Consider the following 23,695-nt stretch of genomic DNA (forward strand, 5'->3'; position numbering starts at 1 on the left):
CTGAGAGTGCGTCGCATTTTTCTGCAATTAAAACAATCGGTTAAAGCCTGCCCAATCATGGCACGTCTTTTGATACCTGATATTTAAATTCCTTTTTTAGTGTGCAGTTCGTCAGAGGACGGTCTGTTGTCACAACGGAGATCGTCACCATGAAAATCGTTATTGGAAGTCTGAGTGTCCTGTGTATTCTTGCGGCGGTCGGTTGTGCTGCTCCGAACCTCAGCAGCGATCGCGATGAACGTGCAATGAACGGGAATCACTGGCTAAACGAGTCTCGCGGGGGCCAGCTCACTGAGACAACCTACCTCGGCCCCAGGGATGCATTTGTTGCTTACGATCATTCCGCAGAAGAGCTGCTTCATACCATAGATAGAGTCACCGCGGAGGAACCGGGGCTCACCGCAGGGCTCCCGGTGTCACCCCCGCTCTCCCCCGGAGACCGCGTTCGCATTGATCTGCCGCCGAAAGCATTTTTCCAGGGGGTGTTTGATTCCTCTGATTCAGCGCTGGCCGGCGTATACGAAATAGGTTTTGATGGCAGACTGAAGCTGCCTTACATTGCCGCGATTCAGGTAGCGGGTTTGTCCCTTGATCAGACTGAAATCACCGTAAACCGTGCTTTAGAAACGGAAGGTTATTTCAGGCCTGGCATGGCACGGCTGAATCTCTCTATCCAGGAATGGGCACCGGTTCAGGTATCGGTTGCCGGGGCTGTCTTTTACCCGGGTATTGTTTCTGTAAATCCACGAGGCCAGCAGACCTCAGGTGATCAACTTACGCTCCGCGGCGGAAGCACCGCGATCAAGCGTTTCCTGACCACAGCATTGCTGTCCGCAGGTGGCGTAAGACCCGATGCTGATATTCAGCGAATCGAACTTGTGCGCGGCAACAAGGTCCATCGCCTCAATCTCAGCGGCACTGTCGACGGACATCGAATTGAGGATATGGCCCTGATTCAGGGGGATCAGATTCGTGTACCCAGCCGGGGCCTTCCGGATCCGCGCATCATTCGGCCTACGGCGATCACACCACCAGGAATCCGGGTTTTCATCTCCAATCTGACGGTCCCGGCGCTGAACAATGCGTCCTCGGCCATAGGTCGCCATGCGACCAGCCTGCCTTACGGTGCTCAGCTTCACACGGCTGTAGTGTCCGGCAACTGCGCCGGCGGTGCGGCCTCGACCAACAGTGATCGTTATGCAGTTCTGGTTACCACAGATCCGGTCACCCGTCGGCCAGTAACAGTGGAGCGTCGCGTTGAGCAAGTGCTCAGTCAGCCCCAGAGCAGGTCCGTCAACCCCTACCTGATGCCGAATGACAGCGTGGTCTGCTATGACTCAGACATCAGCAATCTTCGCGATATTGGCCGAGCCATCAGCGACATCCTGTCACCGATTGGCCTCTTTCGATGAAGCCTGACCATACGGAACAGACACCCAGGCGCGGGCCGCTTGTTCGACTTGCGGTATATGGGCTGAGCCTGACGCAAGCCAAACGTCGGTTACTGTATCTGTCACTGATGTTTGCGTGTCTCGCTGTGATCTGGGGACCAATTTCAACCCTGATCATTTTCAAGCCTGCGTCCTACACCAGTGAATGGACACTGATTCTGCCCGGTACCGGAAATGGCCTGGCGGTCAGCCTTGAAAGTATCGGCCAGGCCACGGCCAGTGTCGCTTCGCCCTTTACCAACAGCTCTGTTGATCCGGTTGTGAATTACAAAGCCATCGCTACCAGCAAACCCGTACTCGCCGTTGCCGCTCAACACCTGAACATGTCGGTCGAAGAATTCGGCGCTCCAAAGATCAAACTGGTGGATCAGACCTCTTTGATGGAGTTCAAGATGGGCGCAGGTTCCGCAGAACTCGCTCAACGTAAATCCTACGCACTGTACCAGGCCCTGCAGTCCCAACTGGACAAGCTCCGGGACGATGAAACCTATCATCTGACGGCATCCGGCCTTCAAATGATCGCCGGCTTCAACGACAAACTGGAGCAGGCGCAACAGAGAAAGCTCGCGTATCAGGTAAGGTCAGACATCGTCTCTTTTGACCAGTTTCAAGGCCTTATCAAACGGCTGGAAGACAGCAGATACCGCCACGAACAATTGATTTCGGAACACCAGGCGTTGGTATCACGCATTGCAACCATGCAACAGGGCCTCAGCCTGACGGATGAGGGACTCAAGGCCGCCATCGCGCTCCGTAGCGACCGGTCGTTTCAGCGACTGCTCGAACGACACGCCGATATTCACACCCAGATGTCCACTATCGACGGCATCTGGGGCGATGACCACCCGCAACTCAATCAGCTGCATGCCGCTCATCATACTGTTGATACAGAGCTTACCCGTCGCGGTCGTCAGGTTACCGAGGACAACAGCTGGTCGACTAAAGAGTTGATCGATCTGGGCAACCAGACCGGACACGATCAGGTATTGATTGAACTTCTTTCTCTGATCGCTGAAAGAAATGGGCTTGAGCAACGAATACAGTCCGATGCTGCCTTTATCGAAATCCTGTCTCGGCGTATTGAGGATTCGGCCGGCGATTCCGTGGAACTGGAAAACCTGAGTCGTAAACAACAGGTCGCCACCGCCGTATTTTCAACTGCTCTGGCAAAACAGGATATCGGTAATGCCGACCGCTACTCGTCCTATCCGCTGGTTCAGATGCTGGCACATCCTACGCGTCCCGAACGGGCCAATAGCACGGCCACAAAAATAGCGCTGATCGGCGGTGTCGGTGCAACCCTGGCCCTGGTCGTTGGCCTCTACCTACTGTGGATCAGAAAGCCATGGCTCCAGAAACTCCTGAAGAACGCATAATCTGGTACGGACTGGGCTGGACCTACGGGTTCTACGTCCTGGGCGCTCTGTATCTGGTCGGACCGGTTATTGGCTGGCTTCTGTTTTTACTGGTGTTCAGTCGGCTGCTCGACCCTGGTCAGGAGTTCAGGGTGCCCGGTCCGGTCACGCTCTGGCTGCTGGGTATGCTGCTGATGCTGGTCTGTATCGTGGTTGGTCACTTGCTACAGGGCCTGGGTACCGGGCAGTTGATCAAATCGTCCATTGGCTGGGCTAAAGGCTGGGCCCTGATGGCGTTGTTCATTCTTGCCGGATCCACCCTCAACATCCGGGCCGAGCTGATAGCCCGTGCGGCCATGCGGGTGTGTTTGCATACATTGGTTTTGTTGCCTGTTTTCGTGGGTGCCTGGCTGCTTCGGTTACCCGAGACCGCATATGTGTCTCCATTGAAAGCAATTGGCGGCCCCGGACCCGAATTCTTTGCAGTCTCTCTTTACGAACTTGATCCTCAAAGCCAACTCCCGCGGTGGAGGCTATTTACTCCCTGGGCCCCGGCATTGGGATTTGTTGCCAATATCTTCTTCCTGCTGGCGTTTGTCGAACAGGATACACGTTGGCGACGAATTGGCATCTGCGCCAGTGTGCTTATGATCCTTATGTCCCAATCCCGGCTCGCCATACTGGTACTTCTGGCCGTGGTGGGTCTTCTGTTTACTCTCAGATATCTCCGGGGCCCCGTCATGGCGTTCACAGTGATGGCCGCCAGTCTGGTGTTTGCCTTTGCCGGAAGCTGGTTCCTTGAGAGCGCCGAAAACGCATATGAATCCATCAAATCGGCCCGTGCAGATTCAACCCGGGTTCGCGAAGCACTGGCCCGCATTGCTCTGCATCGCTGGCAAACCGAAGCGCCGGTCTGGGGGCACGGGGTCGTTGAACGTGGTCCCCACCTGGTTGAGTACATGCCTATCGGTAGTCATCACAGCTGGTATGGGCTTCTTTTTGTCAAAGGTCTGGTTGGGTTTGCCGCGTTGGCCATTCCTTTGGCTGCCTCTCTGCTGTTTCTTGGCCTGAAGCTTGCCCGGGGTGGGATCACAGAGCGGACAGGTTTCGTCTGCGCTCTGTTATTGCTGCTGTATACCTTCGGCGAAAACCTTGAAATTCTCGCCTATCTGATCTGGCCCGGTCTTATGTTCATCGGGTTGGCACATAAACATGAGCCGCGTCCGGCTCAACCTTTAACTCTAGGGCCCCCTGCATGACAACTCAAATCAACGCCACGCTGACTGTCTCCAGATTCTGGCCTGCCCGCGGAGGCTCCGAGATGCACTCCCGGGAACTGGCTCACGCTCTGACCCGCGCCGGTCATGATATTCAGGTGATCTGTCACAGCTCTACGGACACGGAACCAACAGAACTGGCCCTGACCCGAGAGAGCAGCATTGCACAACAGGACGGCCACTGCATGGTGTACCGCGAATGTCCGACAGGGCCAAAACGACAGGCTCTGCGGCTTCTTGCCCTCAATCATCAGCGATTCCGTTCGGTCCGCCCTCTATTTGATCAGTTACTGAGGACCTTCAGCACCAGGACAATCCAGCGGCGTTCCGCCAACGCACAGGTGATTCACTCTATATACAACGGTCTGACCTCTGTTGCTGAGTCATCGCTAGCCGCAGCCAGGAACCAGGGTGTGCCATTCATCTGGTCGCCTCTTGCCAATACCGATCTACCACAGGGCCTGGGCTGGTCTTCAAGGCGTTTTCGCAAGTTGTACCAGGAGGCTGACGCATTAATCGCGTTAACTCGCCATGAACAGGAATGGCTGGTTGCCCAGGGTGCTCCTCAGGAACGCACTTTCGTCTGTCCTATGGGGCCAATGGTTGCTTCGCCCTCACCTGTCGGGGAATTTCGGAAGCGTCACAGCATTGGCAACGATCCGTATGTACTTTTTCTCGGCCGACACGATGAAGCCAAGGGCTACCAGCGGTTATTACAGGCGGCAGATTTTATCTGGCGATCCCGGCCAGACACGCGCCTGGTTTTTATAGGCCCACAGACCGAGCTTTCCCGGGCCAGTTTCCAAGAGCACACAGACCCCCGGATCACCGTTATTGAAGAGATCAGTCAAGCCGATAAAAACGCAGCTCTGGCCGGGTGCGAGCTACTTTGTGTTCCCTCGGACAAAGAATCTCTGGGCGTGGTTTATCTGGAGGCCTGGCACTACAGGAAACCGGTGGTCGCGCTCGATATCCCGGTTTTGCAATCCGTCATCAGTCACGGCGTGGATGGGTTGCTGTGCCGGTCCGATAGCACTGACCTTGCCAGGGCAGTCATCCGTCTGCTTGCAGAACCAGCTTATCGCCAGCATTTGGGTGAGGCCGGGCATAACAAACTGGAGCGGGACTATTCCTGGCCTTCAATTGTCCAAAAACACCAGGAAATTTATGCCTTCGCGCTCGCAACGCCGAAACCGGCATGAATTTCGCTGTTCTTTATTCAAGTAATACCATCATTCAGGAGTTTCATCGTGCCCAAGGTTAGTGTTGTCATGCCCGTCTTTAACGTGGCCGCCTTTGTATCACAGGCCATACAATCTGTACTCTCTCAATCCTTTTCTGATTTCGAACTTCTCATCATTGATGACTGTTCGCCGGATAACAGTATTGAAATCTGTGAATCATTCGATGATTCACGAATCCGGATCATTCGTCACCGGCTTAATCGTGGTCTGGCCGGCGCCAGAAATACCGGCATACATCATGCCCGCGGAGAGTATCTGGCCTTTCTGGATTCCGATGATTTCTGGCGCAATGACAAGCTCCAGTGCCATGTCAGTCACCTGGACGCTCATCAGGAGGTGGGCATCTCCTTCAGCCGTTCAGCCTTTGTGGATGCCGACGGAGTGCCAACGAACTTCTACCAGATGCCCAAATTGTCGGGGATTACCGCAAGTCACCTGTTCTGTCGCAACCCGATCGGAAATGGCTCGGCCCCGGTCATACGAAAAGCCGTATTTAATGACATTGCGTTCCCTGGTAATCACGGTGGAATAGACGAAATCCGTTACTTTGACTCAAGCCTGCGCCAATCCGAAGATATCGAATGCTGGCTCAGGATTTCATTGAAAACCGACTGGTGTATTGAGGGTATTCCTGAACCACTGACCTTCTACCGTTTGAACGCCGGTGGTCTTTCGGCCCAACTGCACAAACAGCTTGGCTCCTGGGAGCAGGTGGCTGAAATAACCGCCAGTTACGCGCCGGAATTTGTCGAAAGGCACGCCAGTCGGGCTCGAGCGTATCAGTTACGTTACCTCGCTCGACAGGCTATTCGTCTGGGTGACGGCACGGCGGCCATAAGGTTCTTCAACCGGTCGCTGAAAAGCAGTTTAAGGCCCGCGTTTGAAGAGCTCGGTCGAACCCTTGTAACCGGTGTGGCTGCCTATCTTCTCTGGACCATTCCGACGCTTTATCGCAAAACCGAAAAAACCGCAGCCACGCTGATTGGTCGTGTTCAGCAGGAGCGCATTGAAAGGGATCTCGCCAGTTCCTGACCGGCGCCGCCGAATGCGTTGCAATATGCAACGCATTCGGCGACTCCGATTGCACTAAGGTTCCTCCAGCCCCGCCTGTCTTCCTCCAGACCACTGATACTCAGCCTTTTATATCTTGGCACGGAATGTGAAATGGATCTCCAAATGGCTTTTTATACATGGAGACCCGCATGGTCTTGGGAACCAAAACGATCCTTGCAGACAGCACCTCAGACACCGAAAACGATCTCAGCGCTCTGCTGGGTGTCTCTTTCGCCAACTTGTCCCTGGATGCAGCGATAGAACAGCTGTGTGATGCAGTGGATCAGGAGTCCGGAGTGAACCTGTTTTTTGTCAACAGCCATTGCCTCAATGTCAGTTATGAAAACCTGGCCTATCGGCGGGCGTTAGCGCGGGCTCCTCTGGTTTTCCCTGACGGTAGCGGTGTGGCCATGGGATGCACCATGAATGGTGAAACGCTGAAGTACAACCTGAACGGTACCGATCTGTTTCCACACATCTGCAAACTGGCAGCAACAAAAGGTAAACGGGTATTCCTGCTCGGCGCCAAACCCGGCACACCCGAACGAGTTGCCGACTGGGCCAGATCAGAATTCCCTGAACTGCAGATCGCGGGTACCCAACACGGCTATTTCAGTGCCGACGAAGAAGCTGGCGTGGTTGAGGCGATTAACGCCAGCGGCGCCGATATTCTGCTGGTTGCCATGGGCGTTCCAACGCAGGAGTTGTGGCTGGACCGCATGCAACCCAAACTTGCAACCAGGCTCAACGTAGCGGTTGGTGGGTTATTTGATTTTTACGCAGGGAACGTGTCCCGGGCGCCCTTATGGCTTCGAAACAGAGGGCTGGAATGGGTTTGGCGTTTGTTACAGGAACCTCGCCGGATGTGGCGCCGCTATATTCTCGGTAATCCCCGGTTTGCTCTGAGGTTAAAGCACGAGGTGCGCACCAGGAACTATGTTGCAGCCATACCCACCCAACTGGCTGACCATTCCCGTCGGGCGAGGCTGGCATGGCGTGCCCGGATTCAGCGTGCCACTCACCAATTCCGGATAACCAGCCTCGATTCATCCAAACGGGCTACGGACATCACATTAAGTCTGGCAGCCTTGCTGTTTCTCACCCCGATTTTTCTGATTGTCGCGCTGGCCATCAAACTCGACAACCCGGGCCCTGTTCTTTTTCGCCAGACCCGTGCAGGCCGACGTGGCCATCCGTTTCAGATGTGGAAATTCCGATCCATGGTGGTCAATGCGGAAGCTTTGCGCGCCGAGCTGGAGGCGCTGAATGAGGTAAGCGACGGTGTCACCTTCAAGATTAAAAAGGACCCAAGGATCACCCGTGTTGGCGCCTTCATACGAAAATACTCGATTGATGAACTTCCGCAACTTTTCAATGTGCTGTGTGGGTCTATGTCTATTGTCGGGCCTCGCCCTGGGCTGTATGCGGAACTGACTAAATATGACCTGGAACAGCGGCAACGGTTGGATATCAAGCCGGGGCTTACTTCCGAATGGGTGGTTGCCGGTCGAAACAATCTCAGCTTCGCTGAGCAGGCTGCACTGGACGTAGCTTACCGCAATAAGCGTTCGTTCTGGGGGGATTTAAAACTCATGATCAAAACCATACCGGCATTGCTAATGGGCCAAGGCGCCAGCTAACGCCCAGCAAAAGGAATTTCCAATGAAACAGGCTTTGGTGTTTGCCGATCGTTCCGGTGACGAATTATTCCCACTCAACGAGCATTTCAGTCCTGCGATGCTCCCTGTGGCAGGCCACCCGGTTCTGGAATACACACTGGATCGGCTCCAATCCAGGGGCATTGAGCAGGTTTTCCTTATCGTCCCCGCCAATGACACGCAAATTCGGCACTATTTTGAAACCGGTGTCCGCTGGAGCTTGAGCATTCAATACCTGAGTGCTCGCTCCGATGACACTCCTGACCGTGTTCGGGCCCGTTTGGGCGGGTCGCTTAACGCACCCTTTGCGGCTCTTCGAGGCGACGTCTGGCGCTCGCCATCGTCGAGTGGCCAGGATGAATCAGCACCCTATTGCGGAATTTCAGAGGGCTACCGCAATCAGTACGAACTCTGGCACAACACCAATAACTCTCTGGAGGCACTGGTCTGGGAAAAAACTGCTGGCCAGAGCACGGAGAGCACATCAAGCCAGTGCGGATTCCGGGGCCTGACAAGTCTCACCGAGTATCACCAATTGGCAACCGCCAGTGCTGATCCGGGCTGGTGGCCGTCATCTGCAGGACGCAGCGAGGATCTCCGTTCCGGCGCGCTGACACGGGTTCATCCCGTCAGCCTCAGAGACGGCTTTTCCTGCGTCGGGGACTTCAGCATGATTGAGTTGGGTGCTGAACTTTCCGGGCTCAATTCAATAGGAAACCATTGCTTCGTAGCCAGGGGCGCAGCATTGAAAAATGCGGTGATCCTTGACAACACCTTTGTGGGTGCGGGTATGCGCGTGGAAAACGCCATTGTTGTCCAGCAACGCGTTATCCGGGTCGATTTGAACGCCACACTCGATATACGTGACAGCTTTTTCCTTGCGCCAAACCGGTCGAAGGCGGCGAAGAACACAATTTATCAGTTGCTTGAACGTGTGCTGGCGGGTCTTTTGCTTATAGCAGGATTCATCACGTCAAGAATCCGCCAGGAACCCCGCCGGCAAAGTCTGGAACGGGTTCAGGCACACCAGGACCTGAAACATGCCCTTCTGGGTAAGATACGGTTGTTTGGCCGGCCTCAATCGTCGCGCATCAGCGACCAGTTGGCCGGGGAGAACTACCCGTGGCACGAGCAATTCCAAAACCTGCCAATCGGTGCCTTGAGTCCTGCTTCGTTAGTCTATCCGGACGCCACAGATCCGGTTCTACTGTCATTGGCAGAGATAGAGCTGAATGACCGATCATCCCTGAGAACACTGCTGAAACGTGGATTTCGCACCATGTTTGTTGGTTCCCGGTACTCCAACCATTCTTGCGCTGTGGAGGAAGTCCAGTCATGAGCGAAGCAGCCCTTCCTGCAAATGAGGCAGAACGTCTCAAAGCGCTGGCTGACACCCGACTGATGAATTCAGCTCCCGAGGCCCGATTCAACCGAATCGTGTCAATGGCTCGTGAATTGTTTGATGTTCCCATCGTACTGATTACGCTGGTTGACGAGGATCACCAGTGGTTCAAAGCCAAAATCGGTACCTTTGAGACAACAGCCCCCCGATGTACTTCGTTCTGCGCCCATACCTTCGAAGACGACACGCCACTGGTGGTCGAGGATGCGTCCAAAGATAACCGTTTTCGTGATAATCCCATGGTTGCTGGTGATTTTGGCCTTCGATTCTATGCGGGATACCCCATCCACTCACAGGATGGATTTCCGCTCGGCGCGCTTTGCCTTATCGACCATCAGCCACGACGTTTCGGAACCCGGGAACTGGCTGCGCTTCGAACCCTTGTAACCATGGTAGAAGAGGAAATTCGGGCTACCCGGCCTCCGGCCAATGATCCGCTCCTATGCCCCGGAAGCCGCTGGGGGAAGTGTCTGCAGCAAGCAGGCTCGGCTCTTTCAAAAAAGTCCGTCGCACTGGTGCTGTCCGCAATTACCTTTTTCTCGCTTCTCTGTGTGAGTGGTCATCATTTTTTGCAGGATCTCGAAAGCAGGCACCTTGAGATGGAGGCAGCGAAGTCAGAGACTTTATTTAACATCAGAGGACGGCTGGAAACAGAGCTCAATGCCAGACTACACCTGACCTACGGTCTAGCTGGCTTTGTTCGGGCCGGCCCTGATTCAATCAACAACGAGCGTTTTCAGGCATTCGCCAGCGATCTGGGCAGAAGTCTGACAGGAGTTCGCAGCTTGCAACTGGCACCCGAGGGGGTCGTAACTTACCTCTGGCCGGAAGCAACAAACAGTCCTGCGATGGGACACGACCTGCTGACTGATCCCGCGCGCCGTGAGGCGGCGATGAAGGCGATAGAGTCTCGCCGCCTTTGGGTGGCCGGGCCCCATGAGCTGCTTCAGGGCGGTGTTGCCCTGATTGGCCGGGCTCCTATATTTGTCACCGGCAATTCTGCTTCCGGTGACGTTCAGCCAGAGGTTTTCTGGGGCTTTGCGACGGTACTCGTCGACCTCCCCGACCTTCTTGAAGAATCTGGCCTCAACGAGCTACCAAACGGCACCATTATTGCCATTCGTGGTCGCAATGGTCTTGGCGAGAACGGAGAGACCTTCAAGGGTACTGAGGCCGTGTTCAACGGGCCACACCTGAGCGCTGAAGTGGCATTGCCTGCCGGCAGCTGGAACATCGGGATCAAAACCTCAGAAAAACCCGGACTACGGGATATTGCATTGCAGAAATACGTTTTTGGCTTTGCCCTGGCAACTCTGGTCGCAATGCTCCTGTATGGGCTGCTCAGGTTGCCCTTCCGTTTCCAGCAGGCGGTCGATAACGCAAAAGAAGATCTCAGTGAAAGCAATGCCCGGTTCAAAGATGCCATCGAATCCCTGCCTGATGGTTTCGCCGTTTTCGATTCCAACGACCGGCTGGTACGTTGCAATGAAAAATACCGGGAGTTTTTCCAGGTCCGGAATCAGCCGGTGCCTCTGGGTGTGCCGTTTTCAGAGTTGGTCAAAGAGGGACTCGAATCCGGTGTATATCGCTTGTTGGATGACAGTCAAACAGCTCAAGAGGCCTTTCTACACCAACGACTTGATCATCACCGTCACCCCCGGCAGGAAGGCATGGAAATGGAGCTCTCCTGCGGGCGCTGGATACGCACAATTGAATCCAGAGTCCCTTCTGGCGGCACAGTCATTTCCTACAGCGACATCTCGGATGTTGAAAACCAAGGAGTTTGAGTTGGCGCAAGAAAACCTGCGCGCAGAGCGGGCCAATGAGGCCAAAACAGCATTTCTTGCAACTGTCAGTCATGAGCTGCGGACACCAATGAATGCCATACTTGGACTCCTCAATCTCGTTCAGATCAGTGGCCGGCTTGGCGCGCAAGACCAGGCGTATATTGACACAACACACGAATCCGCGGAGCACTTACTGAATCTGCTCAATGAGTTGTTGGACCTCTCCAAAATGGAATCCGGTAAACTTGAACTTGAACCGGGTGACTTCAATCTGGCGGAGATCGTCCGTAAGACGCTGAAACTGTCCGAGGCAAAAGCTCATCAGAAAGGACTGGAACTTGTTGATGCCATTGCTCCGGAAACCGAGTTGATGGTTAAAGGAGATGCCGGTCGCCTTCAGCAGATCCTTCTCAACCTGCTTTCCAACGCTATTAAATTCACCCAACAGGGCTCCGTTACTCTGACCGTCAGCAAAGACGACAGCCAGGTCGACAAAACCTGGGTAAGATTCGAGGTGACCGACACCGGTACAGGCTTTACCGATGCCCAGGCAGAAACCCTGTTTGCGCCCTTCCGGCAACTGGACTCTACAGCGTCCCGTAAACATGAAGGTACCGGACTCGGACTGGCGATCTGCAAACGGCTGGTCAAGGCGATGGGTGGCGAGATCAAGGCCTATGGCCGGCCTGGACAGGGCGCAACCTTCGCATTCAGCATTCCGTTGGATATCAGTCTGAAGGCCATGCCTGAGGCCAGTTACCCGTGTTTAAAAGAACGAACGCCTGCCGATCTGGGGCATGCACCGATTCGCATATTGATTGCCGAGGACTCGCCGGCCAATCAGATCGTTTTCAGAGCCTTGCTGCAGGACACTGGCTATATTCCGGATATCGTTGGAAATGGACTGGAAGCCGTTGAAGCAATACACCATATGGATTACCAACTGGTCCTGATGGATATCTTCATGCCTGAAATGGATGGTCTGGAGGCAACCCGGAAAATTCGTGAATATCAGGGTGCGAGCAATCTACCAATCATTGCCCTCACCGCGAATGCCATGCCGGGTGACCAGGAGAAATTCATGAAAGCAGGCATGGATGACTATCTGGCCAAACCCGTGGTGAAAAATACGCTTCTCGGAATGCTCAATAAATGGTCAGATCTCTCACAGGAGACCTGAGGCTTCACAACCCATCAGGCGCATTGGTGAGTGTTTCCTGCAACCACCAATGCGCTCTGGCCGTCTACATCCGAGTCTTCCTTCGGGTGGTTCTCAGCCCGAGTTCTTCCGAAGTACCTTCTGCAGTTCCCCAACCAGCCCCTTGCGGAACGCCAGTACGCAAATAACGAAGACAACCCCCATCACCACATGTATGTAGTTTGCCAGAGGCCCTGAGGCGAGCAGATTCTGCATTGAGATGATGCTGGCTGCACCGAGAACCGGTCCCCAGATCGTGCCCATCCCTCCAAGCAGCGTCATCAGAACCACTTCGCCCGACATGAACCAGTGGACGTCAGTAAGGGATGCGAGCTGAAACACCAGTGCCTTGGTGGATCCGGCGAGGCCAGCCAGAGTCGCGGAGATCACGAAGGCCATCAGCTTATACTGGTTTACCTTGTAACCCAGAGAAATAGCGCGCGGCTCATTCTCTCGAATCGCCTTCATGACCTGGCCGAAGGGGCTGTGAATGGTGCGATAAATGGTCAGGAATCCGCCAATAAAGACCGCCAGAACAAAGTAGTACATGGTCATGTTGTCGGTCAGGTCGATCAGACCAAACAGGTTACCGCGCGGGATACCCTGGAGACCGTCCTCGCCCCCGGTGAACGGAGTCTGAAGATAGAAGAAAAAAGCCAGTTGGGCGAGCGCCAGGGTCACCATCGCGAAGTAAATGCCTTCACGTCTTACTGCCAGTTTTCCGTAGACCAGACCAACCAGCGCAGACATGGCAACGCCTGCAAGAATGCCAAGTTCCGGCGTAAGGCCATAGGTTGTCATCACATAGCCTGTGACATAAGCGCCGGTGCCCAGAAATACTGCATGGCCGAATGAAAGCAACCCGGCAAACCCCAGAAGAAGGTTGAAAGCACAGGCGAACAGGGCAAAGCAAAGCACCTTCATAAGGAAGACAGGATAAAGAACGAAAGGCGCGACCAGTGCCAGGCCCAGCAACACCAGGTTGAGCTTTTTGTTGTACATGTTTAATACCTCACAACGAAACAGCGGCGAAAACGAAGCGCAGGGATCTCTACGCTTCCTTACCAAACAAACCGACTGGCTTAACCATCAGTACCAGCACCATTACCAGGAAAATCACAGTGTTGGAGGCCTCTGGATAAAAGTACTTGGTGAGCCCTTCGACGATACCCATGGCCAGTCCGGTAAGAATGGCACCACCGATGGAACCCATGCCGCCGATAACTACGATTGCGAAAACTACAATCAGAATGTTCGCTCCCATGTCCGGGGACACTGTATAGACAGGGGCAGCCAATACACCGGCCAGTCCCGCGAGGCCAACTCCGAAACCATAGGTCAGGGTTACCAGCAGCGGTACGTTGATGCCGAAAGCCTGCATCAGCTGGGGGTTCTCGGTCCCGGCACGTAAATAGGCGCCCAGCCTGGTTTTTTCGATCATGAACCAGGTTCCGGCACACACCAGCAATGAGAAGACGATGATCCAGGCCCGGTAGTTGGGCAGGTACATGAAGGACAGTCGGGTCCCGCCCCTGAGCGCTTCAGGCATCGGGTAGGACAAACCGGAGGAACCAAATCCGTGGCTGAAGAGACCTTGCAGTATCAGGGCAATACCAAAAGTAAGCAGCAGGCTGTACAGGTGGTCTTCGTTCGCGATGGGTCGAATCAGCGTGCGCTCCATTAAAATTCCGAATGCACCCACGGCCAGTGGAACCAATACCAGCGCCCACCAATAGCTGATTCCCAGATAATTCAGGCCGATCCACGCGGCAAAAGCGCCAAGCATGTAGAGCGCACCCTGAGAGAAATTAATGATCTTCAGCAAACCGAAGATGATCGCAAGGCCCAGAGCAAGCAACGCGTAGAACGAACCGTTGATCAATCCGACCAGCAGTTGTCCAAAAAGGGCAAATAGATTGATATCGAAAATAGTCGCCATAACCACACCCAACAGTCTTTAGAGGGAAGCAGGCGCTTCCCTTTCTTGTCGTAAATCAGGGATAAGGGGCAGGCAACCCTGCCCCGGGAAGGTTACTGCTGGTTCAGTGCGAATTCGCAACCGCCATCTTCAAGCTTCAAAAAGGCATCTTCACCTTTGATCACTTTTTCAATTTCGAAGATGTCATTGTCATTGCTACGTTCATCAGCGTTCTTGATCCGAACCTGCAACATGTCATGCACCATTCGGCCGTCGATGCGCAGATATCCGTTACGGGAGAAGAAATCCTCAACTGGCATTTCTTTCATCTTTGCCATGACAGCATCAGACTCGTCAGTACCGACCGCCTCTACCGCTTTCAGGTAATGCATGGTGGAAGAGTAAGCACCTGCCTGGGCCATAGACGGGATTTTGCCGTCCATACGGGCCATATAACGCTTGGACCATTCACGAGTCTGGTCATCCATGTCCCAATAGAAACCGGTGGTCAGTTTCATGCCACCTGCGATAGCAGGATCCAGAGCTTGTGCGTTGGGTGTGAACACCAGCAAACCGGCAACTTCAGCCATCTCGGTGACGCCAAACTCCGCCGCCGTTTTAAGAGCGTTAACCATGTCGCTGCCGGTGTTCGCCAGTGCGATCACATCTGCGCCGGAGGCCTGGGCCTGCAGGATATAGGATGAGAAATCAGTAGTGGCCAGAGGTGCACGTACGGAACCGACAACTTCACCACCGTTTGCCTCGATTACACCCGTTGCGACCGCTTCCAGGGCATGGCCAAAACCGTAGTCAGCGGTAATGAAGAACCAGCGGTTTTTGCCAGCATCTACCATGGGTTTAACGGTGCCATTGGCGAGGGAGACCACGTCGTAGCTCCAATGCGCGTTATAAGGAGAGCAACCCTTGGTAGTGAATGCATGACTGGCCGGCGCGGCAATCAAGGTGATTTTGCCGGCGTCGCTCATGAGCTTGGTAACAGCACCGGTTACCGAGCTGGCAACAGCGCCATTAATAACATCAACCTGCTCGCTTTCAATCCACTGACGAGCGATCGTGGACCCGATGTCCGGCTTGAGCTGGGTGTCTGCACCAACCACCTCGATAGGCTTGCCAAGCACTTGACCCCCGAAATCCTCGACAGCCATCTGGACCGCCTCAATGCTGCCCTGACCGGTGATATCAGAGTAGACACCGCCCATATCAGTGAGGACACCAATTTTGACCTTGTCGTCAGAAAAACTCCCGTGTGCCAGACCGGCAGCGGCAATCAACGCAGTAGCAGCAGCTGTTTTAAACATCAATTTCATGATTATCTCCAAACTCATTGTTTTTGTTTCGGATTGTGCTTCGTTGAGGAACAGATTCCCGGGTTCTAGACGCCGAGATAGGTATTCAACAGGTCGGTTTTTGCTCCTATTTCGTGGGCTTTGATTTCGTCCACCATATGGCCGTGTTCCATCAGGTAATGACGGTCGGCAATCGGTGCGGCGAAGTGAAAATTCTGCTCGACCAGAACGATCGTCAGGCCACGCTCTTTGAGTTTCCTAAGGATTTCAGCAAGCTTCTGAACAATGACCGGGGCAAGACCTTCGGTGATTTCATCCAATAAGAGGATGTTGGCTCCGGTTCGGAGGATTCGTGCCATTGCCAGCATTTGCTGCTCGCCCCCGGAGAGACGGGTACCCTGACTTTTCCGGCGCTCGGCAAGGTTCGGGAACATCTCGTAAATCTCTTCCACCGACATGCCATCAGAACGGACCCTCGGTGGCAGCATCAGGTTCTCTTCGACATTCAGGCTTGAGAAAATGCCGCGCTCTTCAGGGCAGAACCCCATGCCCAGGTGCGCGATCTTGTGAGCCGGCATATCCAGGGTTTCCTGGCCATTGATCACGATCGATCCCGTGCGTTTACCAACCATATTCATGATCGCTCTCAGGGTGGTACTGCGCCCTGACCCATTGCGCCCCAGCAACGTCACCAGTTCGCCCTGGTTAACGCTCATATCGATGCCGTGGAGAATGTGTGATTCACCGTAAAAAGCGTGCAGATCATTGATCCGGAGCTTTTCCCGGCTGGATTTGACTGCCATCGCCTTGCTCATACCGACGCCTCCACGACGGGGGCATTACCTTCGCCGCCCTCGCCTTCGAGCGGGTCTTCTTCAACCCCCATATAGGCTTCGCGCACCCTGGGATCCGCCGACACGGTCTCGTAGTTGCCCTCGGTCAGAATTGCACCGCGTTGGAGTACCGTAATGGTGTCAGAGAGATCGGCAACCACGTTCAGGTTATGCTCGACCATCAGGATGGTGCGGTTCTTTCCGACCTCTTTGATCAGATCGGCAACCACACTGATATCCTCGTGGCCCATACCCTGCGTAGGTTCGTCCAGAAGCAGCAGTTCCGGATCCAGCGCAAGGGTGGTGGCAATTTCCAGTGAGCGTTTACGACCGTATGGAAGATCGACGGCCAGTGCGTGGGAGAACTCTCGCAGCCCTACCGAATCCAGCAACGCCAGAGCACGGTCGTTGAGTTCGTCCAGAATCTTCTCTGAGCGCCAGAAGGCAAAGGTGTCTTTTCGTTTTTGCTGCAGTGCAACCCGAACGTTCTCGAGGACTGTCAGATGCGGAAATACCGCCGAGATCTGGAATGAACGCACAATTCCCATGTGCGCGATAGAGGCTGAATCCTTCCGGGTAATATCCTGGCCGTTGAACAACAACTGTCCACGGGTAGGCGTCAGAAACTTGGTCAACAGGTTGAAGACGGTTGTTTTACCTGCACCATTGGGGCCGATCAAAGCATGGATAGTGCCGCGTTCGACTTTCAGGTTGACATCGTCGACGGCGGTAAAGCCCTTGAACTCTTTGACGAGGCCTCTCGTCTCGAGGATCAGATCCTGATTCATAGGTATTCCTTGTTCTTATTGGTTGCCGGACGTCGCCCTCACCTCACCATTCAACTGTCGTTGACACGGTGAGGTGAGGGCGAACGGCCTGACGGGCAGAGTGCGAGCCGACCGCACTCAAAGGCATGAAGCAAGATTCGGTTTTAGGGCAGCAACTCGCTGCGAATCACCTTTTTATTGATCTTTCCAACGCTGGTCTTCGGAATCGAGACGGCAAACTCGATCCGCTCCGGAATCGCCCACTTCGCAATCTCACCACTGTCGACAAATTGTCTGAGGTGGTCCTTGATCGCATCAGCGGTGAGCTGCTCCCCGTCCCGCGGGACGATGGTTGCTACTGGTCGCTCGTCCCAACGCTCGTCAGGAATACCAACAACGGCCACTTCCAACACGGCAGGATGCTTGCTGATCAGGTTCTCCAGCTCAATGGTCGAGATCCACTCGCCACCGGTCTTGATCACGTCTTTGATCCGGTCTTTGATCTGCAGAGTGTGTTTGCGGTTGATCGAACCTACATCACCTGTGTGGAGCCAGCCGCCTTCCCATAACTCGGCGCTTTTCTCCGGTTCTTTCAGGTAGCCCTGAGTCAGCCAGGGGGCCCTGGCGACCACTTCACCAACGGCTTCACCGTCGTGGGGAACATCGTTGCCATCGGCATCTACAATGCGAATGTCAACCAGGGGTGTCGCGATACCCGCGAGGATTCGGGAGGCGCTCTGTTCAGCGATTGGCAGCGCACGTTCCTCATCGCTCAGGTTGACCATCGTGATGACAGGACAGGTCTCGGACATGCCATAAGCCGTTACGAAGTTGATACCGCGTTCTGCCATCTGCCCGGACAAAGCCTGCGTGGGAGCAGACCCACCCGTGAGCATATTCCAGCCCGACAGATCCGTCGTCTTGGCCTCTTCGCAATTGAGCACCATCTGCAAAACAGTCGGGACACCATGGGAGAAGGTAACGCCCTCTTCCCGGAACAGCTGAACCAGACGGTTCGGCTCATAACGTCCCGGGTAAACCTGTTTAACTCCAAGCATGGTAGCGATGTACGGAACGCCCCAGGCGTGGACATGGAACATTGGTGTCATGGGCATATAGACATCGTCGCTGCGCAAAAGAGCGTTTGCGTCCGAGCTGCCCAGCGTTATTGCGGTTCCCAGCGTGTGCAGCACCAACTGACGATGGCTGAAATACACCCCTTTCGGGTTGCCCGTGGTACCCGTGGTGTAGAAGGTTGTCGCAATCGAGTTCTCATCAAAATCCGGGAAATCGTACTCGGCGTCCGCTTCAGCAAGCATCGACTCGTACTCACCGATCACGTTCAAGCTGGTCGGAGCAGCCTCCGTCGCGTCTGTCAGTTGAATATAACCACGCACGGTTTTGAGCTCGGGAGCAACCTGTTCCACCAGTGGGATAAAGTCATCGTGAATCAGGAGAATGTCATCTTCTGCGTGATTCATGGTGTAGATGATCTGGTCGGGGCTCAGGCGGATGTTTACATGGTGCAGAACAGCACCAATCATCGGAATGGCAAAATAGGCTTCCAGGTACCGATTGCTGTCCCAGTCCATAACCGCCACGGTGTCGCCGGCTCCAATACCCGCTTTTTCCAATGCACCGGCAAGTCGTGCGATACGCTCGTTCAATGTCACGTAGTCATAACGCGTGATGTCGCTGTAAACGATTTCGCGGTCCGGGGAATATCGCTTGCCCGATAACAACAGGCTCTTGATCAACAGAGGGTACTGATAAGCGTTTTCGGCAGAAGGTAGCAATTTGGTTTTTTTCATCGTTGGCCTCGTATTTTTATTTGGGCTTTAACGGGCTAGAGCAAGCCTGGTGCCAACCTTGAGGAAAACGAATAATCCGCTGTTTTCGCGGTGGTAGAACCGGGACACATAAGGGAAACAGGAAAAACCGAGCGGAAACCGCTCACGTTTAACGGGATCAGTGAGCGGTTTCCGCTCATAAATCCGCTGGCCACGAGCGGAGATCGCTCATGGCATCGGGATCATCAAAGTTACGAAGCGGGATTCCTGACGCCTCAACAGGTCAGGGCTGAATTTCAGGCAGATAGATCTTCCAGTTGCCCAACATACGTTTGGCCGGCGGATAGTCGTCATTGGGTTGCGATTCGCCAATGGCAGTCACCTGCATTATCTGGTGACTGACCGGGTCGATCCATGACTGAAAGCCTGGCGGATCTTCCGGTAAAGGCAGCTTCATTCCTTCAAGGGCACGGCGCATCCCTTCCGCGTCGGGCGTGTCTGCTTCCCGCCACGCCTCAGCAACCGCCAGAATCGCGGCATAACTGCTCTCTGCCATGAAGTTCGGATACCGATCACTGCGCCGGTAAAACTCGGCTACAAACTCACGATTTCTCGGCGTGTCCGGCCAGTTGATATGGTGATGCCCCGACAGAATGACTCCGGGTGGCAAGTCATTTCCCAGCGCGGCAATCACATCGTATCCGCCGCCAGTGTCGAAGTTGGCCAGACGGCTGACCTTCAACAAGCCCTGGAGATGCGCCTGGCGGACAAAGTTGGCAAAGTCATCGCCAAAGAAGTTGGAAATTACGATGTCTGGTGGCGAGACCAGAAGTGCCTCAATGTACGCTGAAAAATCGGGTTCAGAGAGCTTGGGGTAATACTCACCGCTGATCCTGAAAGGCACACCAAGATCCTCCAACCCTTCCAACAGATCCTCCAGTGCCTGATGGCCGTAATCATAATCCGGCCCGACATAGGCGAGCGTGGTCCAGGGCTGCTCCAGCTTCATTTCTTTCAGGTAGCGTGCTCCGGCCCGCATCGACTGGCGGCTGTCATTGTTGACTCTGAAATACCAGGGATTCACGGGCTCCTGAGTCAGTCTTGATGAACTGTGCCCTGCGCCAATGAACAACATCTCCTTCTGTTGCGCGTAGGCACTGATCTCCAGAGCAATGCTTGAGTACACCACACCACACAGGACACTGACCCCCTCCTCCTCTACCAGTTGGCGAGCTATGGTTGCGCTGCGGTGGCGCTTGCCTTTGCTGTCTTCAAGGAGGACTTTCAGACGAGGATAGAGTTTTTCACCAATCGCCTCGTACTGTTGATTCAATTTGTGAATCCGGTCCAGTGCCATACCTATCGCGACATTTGCATCACGACCGAAAAAACCCATTGGGCCGGTCAACGGATACAGGCAGCCGACGCTTAGCTGAGGCTCCTCAAGAGCTTCTCGTGCCAGCAATATCTGGCCATAGACCACAGGCACCCATAACCACAGCATAAGGGTTGCGACCAGAGCCCGGATCCTCATTCTCCAATCCCCAGTTTCTGCAATCGGCGCTTCAGTGCATGTCGCGAGATTCCAAGCTTTTCTGCCGCGGCACCCTTTCGCCCGCCAGCCTGCTCAAGAGTCCTGACAATAATGTCCCGCTCTGTTTCCGCAAGACGATCCTCGATTGAACCATCCGGAACAGGAGTTTGCGTATCAGTCAGTTGCATTTCCGGCGGTAACATGGAGGGCGTAACGACTTCGCCCGGATAGAGAACTGTCAGTCGTTCAACCAGATTCTTCAACTCGCGGATATTGCCGGGCCATTGGTATTCGGTGAGATGGCCCAGAATCTGTGGTTCGAACAACACCGGCGAGCACCCTTCGCCAGCAGCCATCTTCAGGCTGAAATGTTCAATAAGCAACGGGATATCCTCCCGTCGCTTTGCCAGTTCCGGAACCCGGACCGGCATGACGTTCAGGCGATAGTAAAGATCTGCACGGAAACTGCCCTCTTCCACCGCCTGCTCCAACTCCCGATTTGTGGCCGCGATAATCCGGGCTTCGGCCTGGTAAACACGGCTGGAGCCAATCGGACGATAGGTATGGTCCTCAAGGAAGCTCAATAATTTGGCCTGCAGGGCGAGGGGCATTTCCCCGATCTCGTCCAGAAACAGCGACCCCCCATTGGCTAACTCAACTAACCCTGAGCGGCGTTGGTGGGCGCCGGTATAAGCGCCTTTTTCTGCCCCGAACAGCTCGGCTTCCAGCAATTGTTCCGGCAACGCGGCACAGTTCACCTCCACAAAAGGACCAGAAGCCACCTTCGACAACTGATGCACCTCCCGCGCCACGGCTGTCTTACCGGTCCCTGAAGCTCCCTGCAACAGCAAGGTTTTGGCACCGCTGCGGGCAATTCGTGTTACGTCCTCATGCAGCCGTCGCATCGCATCACTTCGACCAATCAGACGAGCTTCTCCCAGCTCCCGTTCGCGGAAAAAACGCACTTCCTTATCGAGCCGGCAACGTTCGAGCGTGCGGGCAATGAGCGACTTGAGCTCATGAATATCAAACGGCTTGGTAATGAAATCCAGAGCGCCGCTTTTCACCGCCTCTATGGCGACCTTGATATCCCCATGGGCGGAAAACATCACGACAGGACAGGTCGGTAGCTGCAGTTGTAACTGCTTCAGCACCTCAAGGCCGCTGATATCAGGCAGCCGCAGATCCAGTAACACCAGATCGGGTTGAAGATCGAGTGCTGATTCAATTCCGGAATTACCGGCATGTGCGATCGCTATCCGGTAGTGTTCGGCTTCCAGAGCCAACTGAAGCGAGCGCACCAGACGTGGCTCGTCATCAATGATCAGAATGAGTGCCTTATCCATGTTTGTCCCCTGGAGCATTGAAGGTCAGCGAAACCCGGGTACCGGCTCCCGGCTCACTGCTGATCTGGAGGTCTCCGCCATTGAGCTGTGCCAGGCGCTTGGAAATCGATAAACCCAGGCCCGTTCCCTGACATCGGGTGGTATAAAAAGGCTCCGTCGCTCTCTCCAGTGCCTCAGATGCCATACCCACCCCCGTGTCGCTGACTGCAATCACCGTACTGTCCTGGTCGGACTTGACATCAAAGTTGAGTTCCCCGCCGTCAGGCATGGCCTGGATACTGTTGAGTGCCAGATTCATAAGTACCTGCTGGATCTGATTCTCATCAACACACAACATGGCATTCTGGTCGCCCGACAGACTCAGGAGAACATTCTCCCGGACCGCCAGAGGTTCGATCAAAGCGACCAGACGCCGAAGCAGATCGCCGGCCGTCACCCGGACACGTTCAGGATCGATAGGCCGGGCAAAGCTCAGAAGGTTTTCAACAACCCCGTTTACACGGTCAATCTCTTCAAGAACCAGGGTCATCAACTCGGTGTTTCGTGGATCACCATCCTGGGGGAAACTCTGAACGCACACCTTGATGGTGGCCAGAGGATTGCGTACCTCATGGGCGATGCTGGCCGAAAACTCTCCGATCACCGCTTTTTTCTCCACGTCAAGACGGGAATCAATCAACGCCTGAAGCCTGCCCCCCATTCGATTGAAGGCTTTGGCCAGAAGAGTAATTTCATCGTTCCCTTCCGGGGGTATATGAATGTTCCAGTCACCCCGGGAAACGGCTTCAGCCCCCTCTATCAAGGGTACAAACCGTCTTTTGGTTCGCATTATCAGGGTCATGAAGAAGCCTGTGACAAGCACCACCGATACACCCACCCCCAGCAGAAAAACCGGGCGCCTGAGTTCTTCAGTCACATCAACGGCGGGATCATGTTTGACCACCTCGATGGACCAACCCGGTGCAAATTCTTCGCTTAGCCAACTGGGAGTCTCATCCAGCGCGATCTGGCCATTAACCGTAAACCTATGATCGTCGGAGGTACTTACCAATGGCGTAAACCCATCAATTCTGGATTGATTTTTAAGCAGTTCTGTCAGGCTGGCAAAACGTATGTGCAGGGCTACGAATCCGGGAGAAGAGGTGTCATCGGCACCTTTCGGCAAAGGCGCAGCGAGCAAAAACCAGCCCGAAAGCCCCTGACGGGGCTCTTGCGGGCCAATTAGCCAGAAATTGGCGAATTTTCTCCTGGGCAAACCGGCCAGCGAAAGCTCCATCTCTCCCCAGTAAGGAGAGCCTGATGAAGCCACACCCGGCAACGCCGCTTTCAACTCCCATTGAGCATCGAAAAAAAGCACACCATAAATATCAAAACTGTCCGTCTCGAAACTGATCAGAGCATGGGTGGGTTCCAAATCCGATGACATTGGATCTTCCAGCACGAACCGCTCGATGTTGGGCAAATCCACGATCGTTTCCAGCTCAAACTGCCGGGCCTTCAGGAAACCTGACAATGCAGCGCGGGTCGCGTTCATGGAATATTGAACCTGCTGTTCGCCCAGGTCTTCCAGCAGTTCGCCTGTAAAGCGATCATAGAGCCAGGTAACCACCAGGAGCGGTAAGACCGTCACCAACAGCGCGAGTACCAGGTAACGCCGAACCAGACTGTTGCGCCATAGACTGATTTTTTTCTGGTTTCCGGTGAGATCCCGCAAAGTCAAATCACTCTTCATTTCTGGTCTGAACCAGGGGGTGGTTACTATTGATAACTCTCAA

General features: G+C 54.5%; 18 protein-coding genes. 9 read left to right on the forward strand and 9 right to left on the reverse strand.

The genetic code is table 11. The features are described 5' to 3' along the window. Positions 1-149 precede the first annotated feature (149 nt). The 9 genes from KO499_RS18970 (at position 150) to KO499_RS19010 (ending at position 12,407) form a co-directional block, all read left to right on the forward strand. On the forward strand, positions 150-1,412 hold the full coding sequence (locus tag KO499_RS18970; protein ID WP_215985303.1) for a polysaccharide biosynthesis/export family protein: 1,263 nt from the start codon (positions 150-152) through the stop codon (positions 1,410-1,412). Next, complete coding sequence (locus KO499_RS18975) at positions 1,409-2,827, forward strand: hypothetical protein (RefSeq protein ID WP_215985304.1); 1,419 nt, start codon at positions 1,409-1,411, stop codon at positions 2,825-2,827. Before KO499_RS18970 ends, KO499_RS18975 begins: the two co-directional genes overlap by 4 nt. Next, on the forward strand, positions 2,797-4,065 hold the full coding sequence (locus KO499_RS18980) for an O-antigen ligase family protein (protein WP_228340047.1): 1,269 nt from the start codon (positions 2,797-2,799) through the stop codon (positions 4,063-4,065). Before KO499_RS18975 ends, KO499_RS18980 begins: the two co-directional genes overlap by 31 nt. Beyond that, positions 4,062-5,285 (forward strand): glycosyltransferase family 4 protein, encoded by a 1,224-nt coding sequence (locus KO499_RS18985; RefSeq protein WP_215985306.1) that lies wholly within the window; start codon positions 4,062-4,064, stop codon positions 5,283-5,285. Before KO499_RS18980 ends, KO499_RS18985 begins: the two co-directional genes overlap by 4 nt. Before the next feature lie 48 nt (positions 5,286-5,333). Next, positions 5,334-6,359, forward strand: coding sequence for a glycosyltransferase family 2 protein (locus KO499_RS18990; RefSeq protein WP_323133371.1), 1,026 nt, complete (start codon positions 5,334-5,336; stop codon positions 6,357-6,359). A 170-nt stretch (positions 6,360-6,529) separates the two neighbouring features. After that, on the forward strand, positions 6,530-8,020 hold the full coding sequence (locus KO499_RS18995; RefSeq protein WP_215985307.1) for a WecB/TagA/CpsF family glycosyltransferase: 1,491 nt from the start codon (positions 6,530-6,532) through the stop codon (positions 8,018-8,020). Positions 8,021-8,042: 22 nt separating this feature from the next. Further along, positions 8,043-9,377, forward strand: a complete 1,335-nt coding sequence (locus KO499_RS19000) for a sugar phosphate nucleotidyltransferase (protein ID WP_215985308.1) — start codon at positions 8,043-8,045, stop codon at positions 9,375-9,377. After that, positions 9,374-11,227: a PAS-domain containing protein gene (locus tag KO499_RS19005; protein ID WP_215985309.1), complete on the forward strand. Its 1,854-nt coding sequence runs from the start codon at positions 9,374-9,376 to the stop codon at positions 11,225-11,227. Before KO499_RS19000 ends, KO499_RS19005 begins: the two co-directional genes overlap by 4 nt. A 1-nt stretch (position 11,228) precedes the next feature. Beyond that, positions 11,229-12,407, forward strand: a complete 1,179-nt coding sequence (locus KO499_RS19010) for an ATP-binding protein (protein ID WP_215985310.1) — start codon at positions 11,229-11,231, stop codon at positions 12,405-12,407. A 93-nt stretch (positions 12,408-12,500) separates the two neighbouring features. On the opposite strand, the gene KO499_RS19015 is transcribed toward KO499_RS19010, so the two are convergent. The 9 genes from KO499_RS19015 to KO499_RS19055 all read right to left on the reverse strand — a co-directional run bounded on the left by KO499_RS19015 (position 12,501) and on the right by KO499_RS19055 (position 23,652). Beyond that, on the reverse strand, positions 12,501-13,427 hold the full coding sequence (locus KO499_RS19015; RefSeq protein WP_215985311.1) for a branched-chain amino acid ABC transporter permease: 927 nt from the start codon (positions 13,425-13,427) through the stop codon (positions 12,501-12,503). A gap of 49 nt (positions 13,428-13,476) precedes the next feature. After that, positions 13,477-14,364 (reverse strand): branched-chain amino acid ABC transporter permease, encoded by an 888-nt coding sequence (locus KO499_RS19020; RefSeq protein ID WP_215985312.1) that lies wholly within the window; start codon positions 14,362-14,364, stop codon positions 13,477-13,479. Positions 14,365-14,456: 92 nt separating this feature from the next. Then, complete coding sequence (locus tag KO499_RS19025; RefSeq protein ID WP_215985313.1) at positions 14,457-15,671, reverse strand: ABC transporter substrate-binding protein; 1,215 nt, start codon at positions 15,669-15,671, stop codon at positions 14,457-14,459. A gap of 65 nt (positions 15,672-15,736) precedes the next feature. Next, positions 15,737-16,453: an ABC transporter ATP-binding protein gene (locus tag KO499_RS19030; RefSeq protein ID WP_215985468.1), complete on the reverse strand. Its 717-nt coding sequence runs from the start codon at positions 16,451-16,453 to the stop codon at positions 15,737-15,739. Positions 16,454-16,461: 8 nt separating this feature from the next. After that, entirely contained in the window at positions 16,462-17,271 is an 810-nt protein-coding gene (locus KO499_RS19035) for an ABC transporter ATP-binding protein (RefSeq protein WP_215985314.1), read from the reverse strand. Positions 17,272-17,414: 143 nt separating this feature from the next. Continuing rightward, positions 17,415-19,061, reverse strand: coding sequence for a fatty acid--CoA ligase (locus tag KO499_RS19040; RefSeq protein ID WP_215985315.1), 1,647 nt, complete (start codon positions 19,059-19,061; stop codon positions 17,415-17,417). A 262-nt stretch (positions 19,062-19,323) separates the two neighbouring features. Next, positions 19,324-20,574 carry an ABC transporter substrate-binding protein gene (locus tag KO499_RS19045; protein WP_215985316.1) on the reverse strand — a complete coding sequence of 417 codons (1,251 nt, stop codon included), beginning with the start codon at positions 20,572-20,574 and terminating at the stop codon, positions 19,324-19,326. Then, entirely contained in the window at positions 20,571-21,920 is a 1,350-nt protein-coding gene (locus KO499_RS19050) for a sigma-54-dependent transcriptional regulator (protein WP_215985317.1), read from the reverse strand. Before KO499_RS19050 ends, KO499_RS19045 begins: the two co-directional genes overlap by 4 nt. Then, positions 21,913-23,652 carry a HAMP domain-containing sensor histidine kinase gene (locus KO499_RS19055; RefSeq protein ID WP_215985318.1) on the reverse strand — a complete coding sequence of 580 codons (1,740 nt, stop codon included), beginning with the start codon at positions 23,650-23,652 and terminating at the stop codon, positions 21,913-21,915. Before KO499_RS19055 ends, KO499_RS19050 begins: the two co-directional genes overlap by 8 nt. Positions 23,653-23,695 lie beyond the last annotated feature (43 nt).

The sequence above is a fragment of the Marinobacter sp. F3R08 genome (assembly GCF_018860425.1).
Classification (GTDB): Bacteria; Pseudomonadota; Gammaproteobacteria; order Pseudomonadales; family Oleiphilaceae; genus Marinobacter.

Bases quoted from the DNA above. Each gene is read 5' to 3' on its own strand.
- KO499_RS18970 (WP_215985303.1), top strand. From the start codon at position 150: ATGAAAATCGTTATTGGAAGTCTGAGTGTCCTGTGTATTCTTGCGGCG.
- KO499_RS18975 (WP_215985304.1), top strand. From the start codon at position 1,409: ATGAAGCCTGACCATACGGAACAGACACCCAGGCGCGGGCCGCTTGTT.
- KO499_RS18980 (WP_228340047.1), top strand. From the start codon at position 2,797: ATGGCTCCAGAAACTCCTGAAGAACGCATAATCTGGTACGGACTGGGC.
- KO499_RS18985 (WP_215985306.1), top strand. From the start codon at position 4,062: ATGACAACTCAAATCAACGCCACGCTGACTGTCTCCAGATTCTGGCCT.
- KO499_RS18995 (WP_215985307.1), top strand. From the start codon at position 6,530: ATGGTCTTGGGAACCAAAACGATCCTTGCAGACAGCACCTCAGACACC.
- KO499_RS19000 (WP_215985308.1), top strand. From the start codon at position 8,043: ATGAAACAGGCTTTGGTGTTTGCCGATCGTTCCGGTGACGAATTATTC.
- KO499_RS19005 (WP_215985309.1), top strand. From the start codon at position 9,374: ATGAGCGAAGCAGCCCTTCCTGCAAATGAGGCAGAACGTCTCAAAGCG.
- KO499_RS19015 (WP_215985311.1), bottom strand. From the start codon at position 13,427: ATGTACAACAAAAAGCTCAACCTGGTGTTGCTGGGCCTGGCACTGGTC.
- KO499_RS19020 (WP_215985312.1), bottom strand. From the start codon at position 14,364: ATGGCGACTATTTTCGATATCAATCTATTTGCCCTTTTTGGACAACTG.
- KO499_RS19025 (WP_215985313.1), bottom strand. From the start codon at position 15,671: ATGAAATTGATGTTTAAAACAGCTGCTGCTACTGCGTTGATTGCCGCT.
- KO499_RS19030 (WP_215985468.1), bottom strand. From the start codon at position 16,453: ATGGCAGTCAAATCCAGCCGGGAAAAGCTCCGGATCAATGATCTGCAC.
- KO499_RS19035 (WP_215985314.1), bottom strand. From the start codon at position 17,271: ATGAATCAGGATCTGATCCTCGAGACGAGAGGCCTCGTCAAAGAGTTC.
- KO499_RS19040 (WP_215985315.1), bottom strand. From the start codon at position 19,061: ATGAAAAAAACCAAATTGCTACCTTCTGCCGAAAACGCTTATCAGTAC.
- KO499_RS19045 (WP_215985316.1), bottom strand. From the start codon at position 20,574: ATGAGGATCCGGGCTCTGGTCGCAACCCTTATGCTGTGGTTATGGGTG.
- KO499_RS19050 (WP_215985317.1), bottom strand. From the start codon at position 21,920: ATGGATAAGGCACTCATTCTGATCATTGATGACGAGCCACGTCTGGTG.
- KO499_RS19055 (WP_215985318.1), bottom strand. From the start codon at position 23,652: ATGAAGAGTGATTTGACTTTGCGGGATCTCACCGGAAACCAGAAAAAA.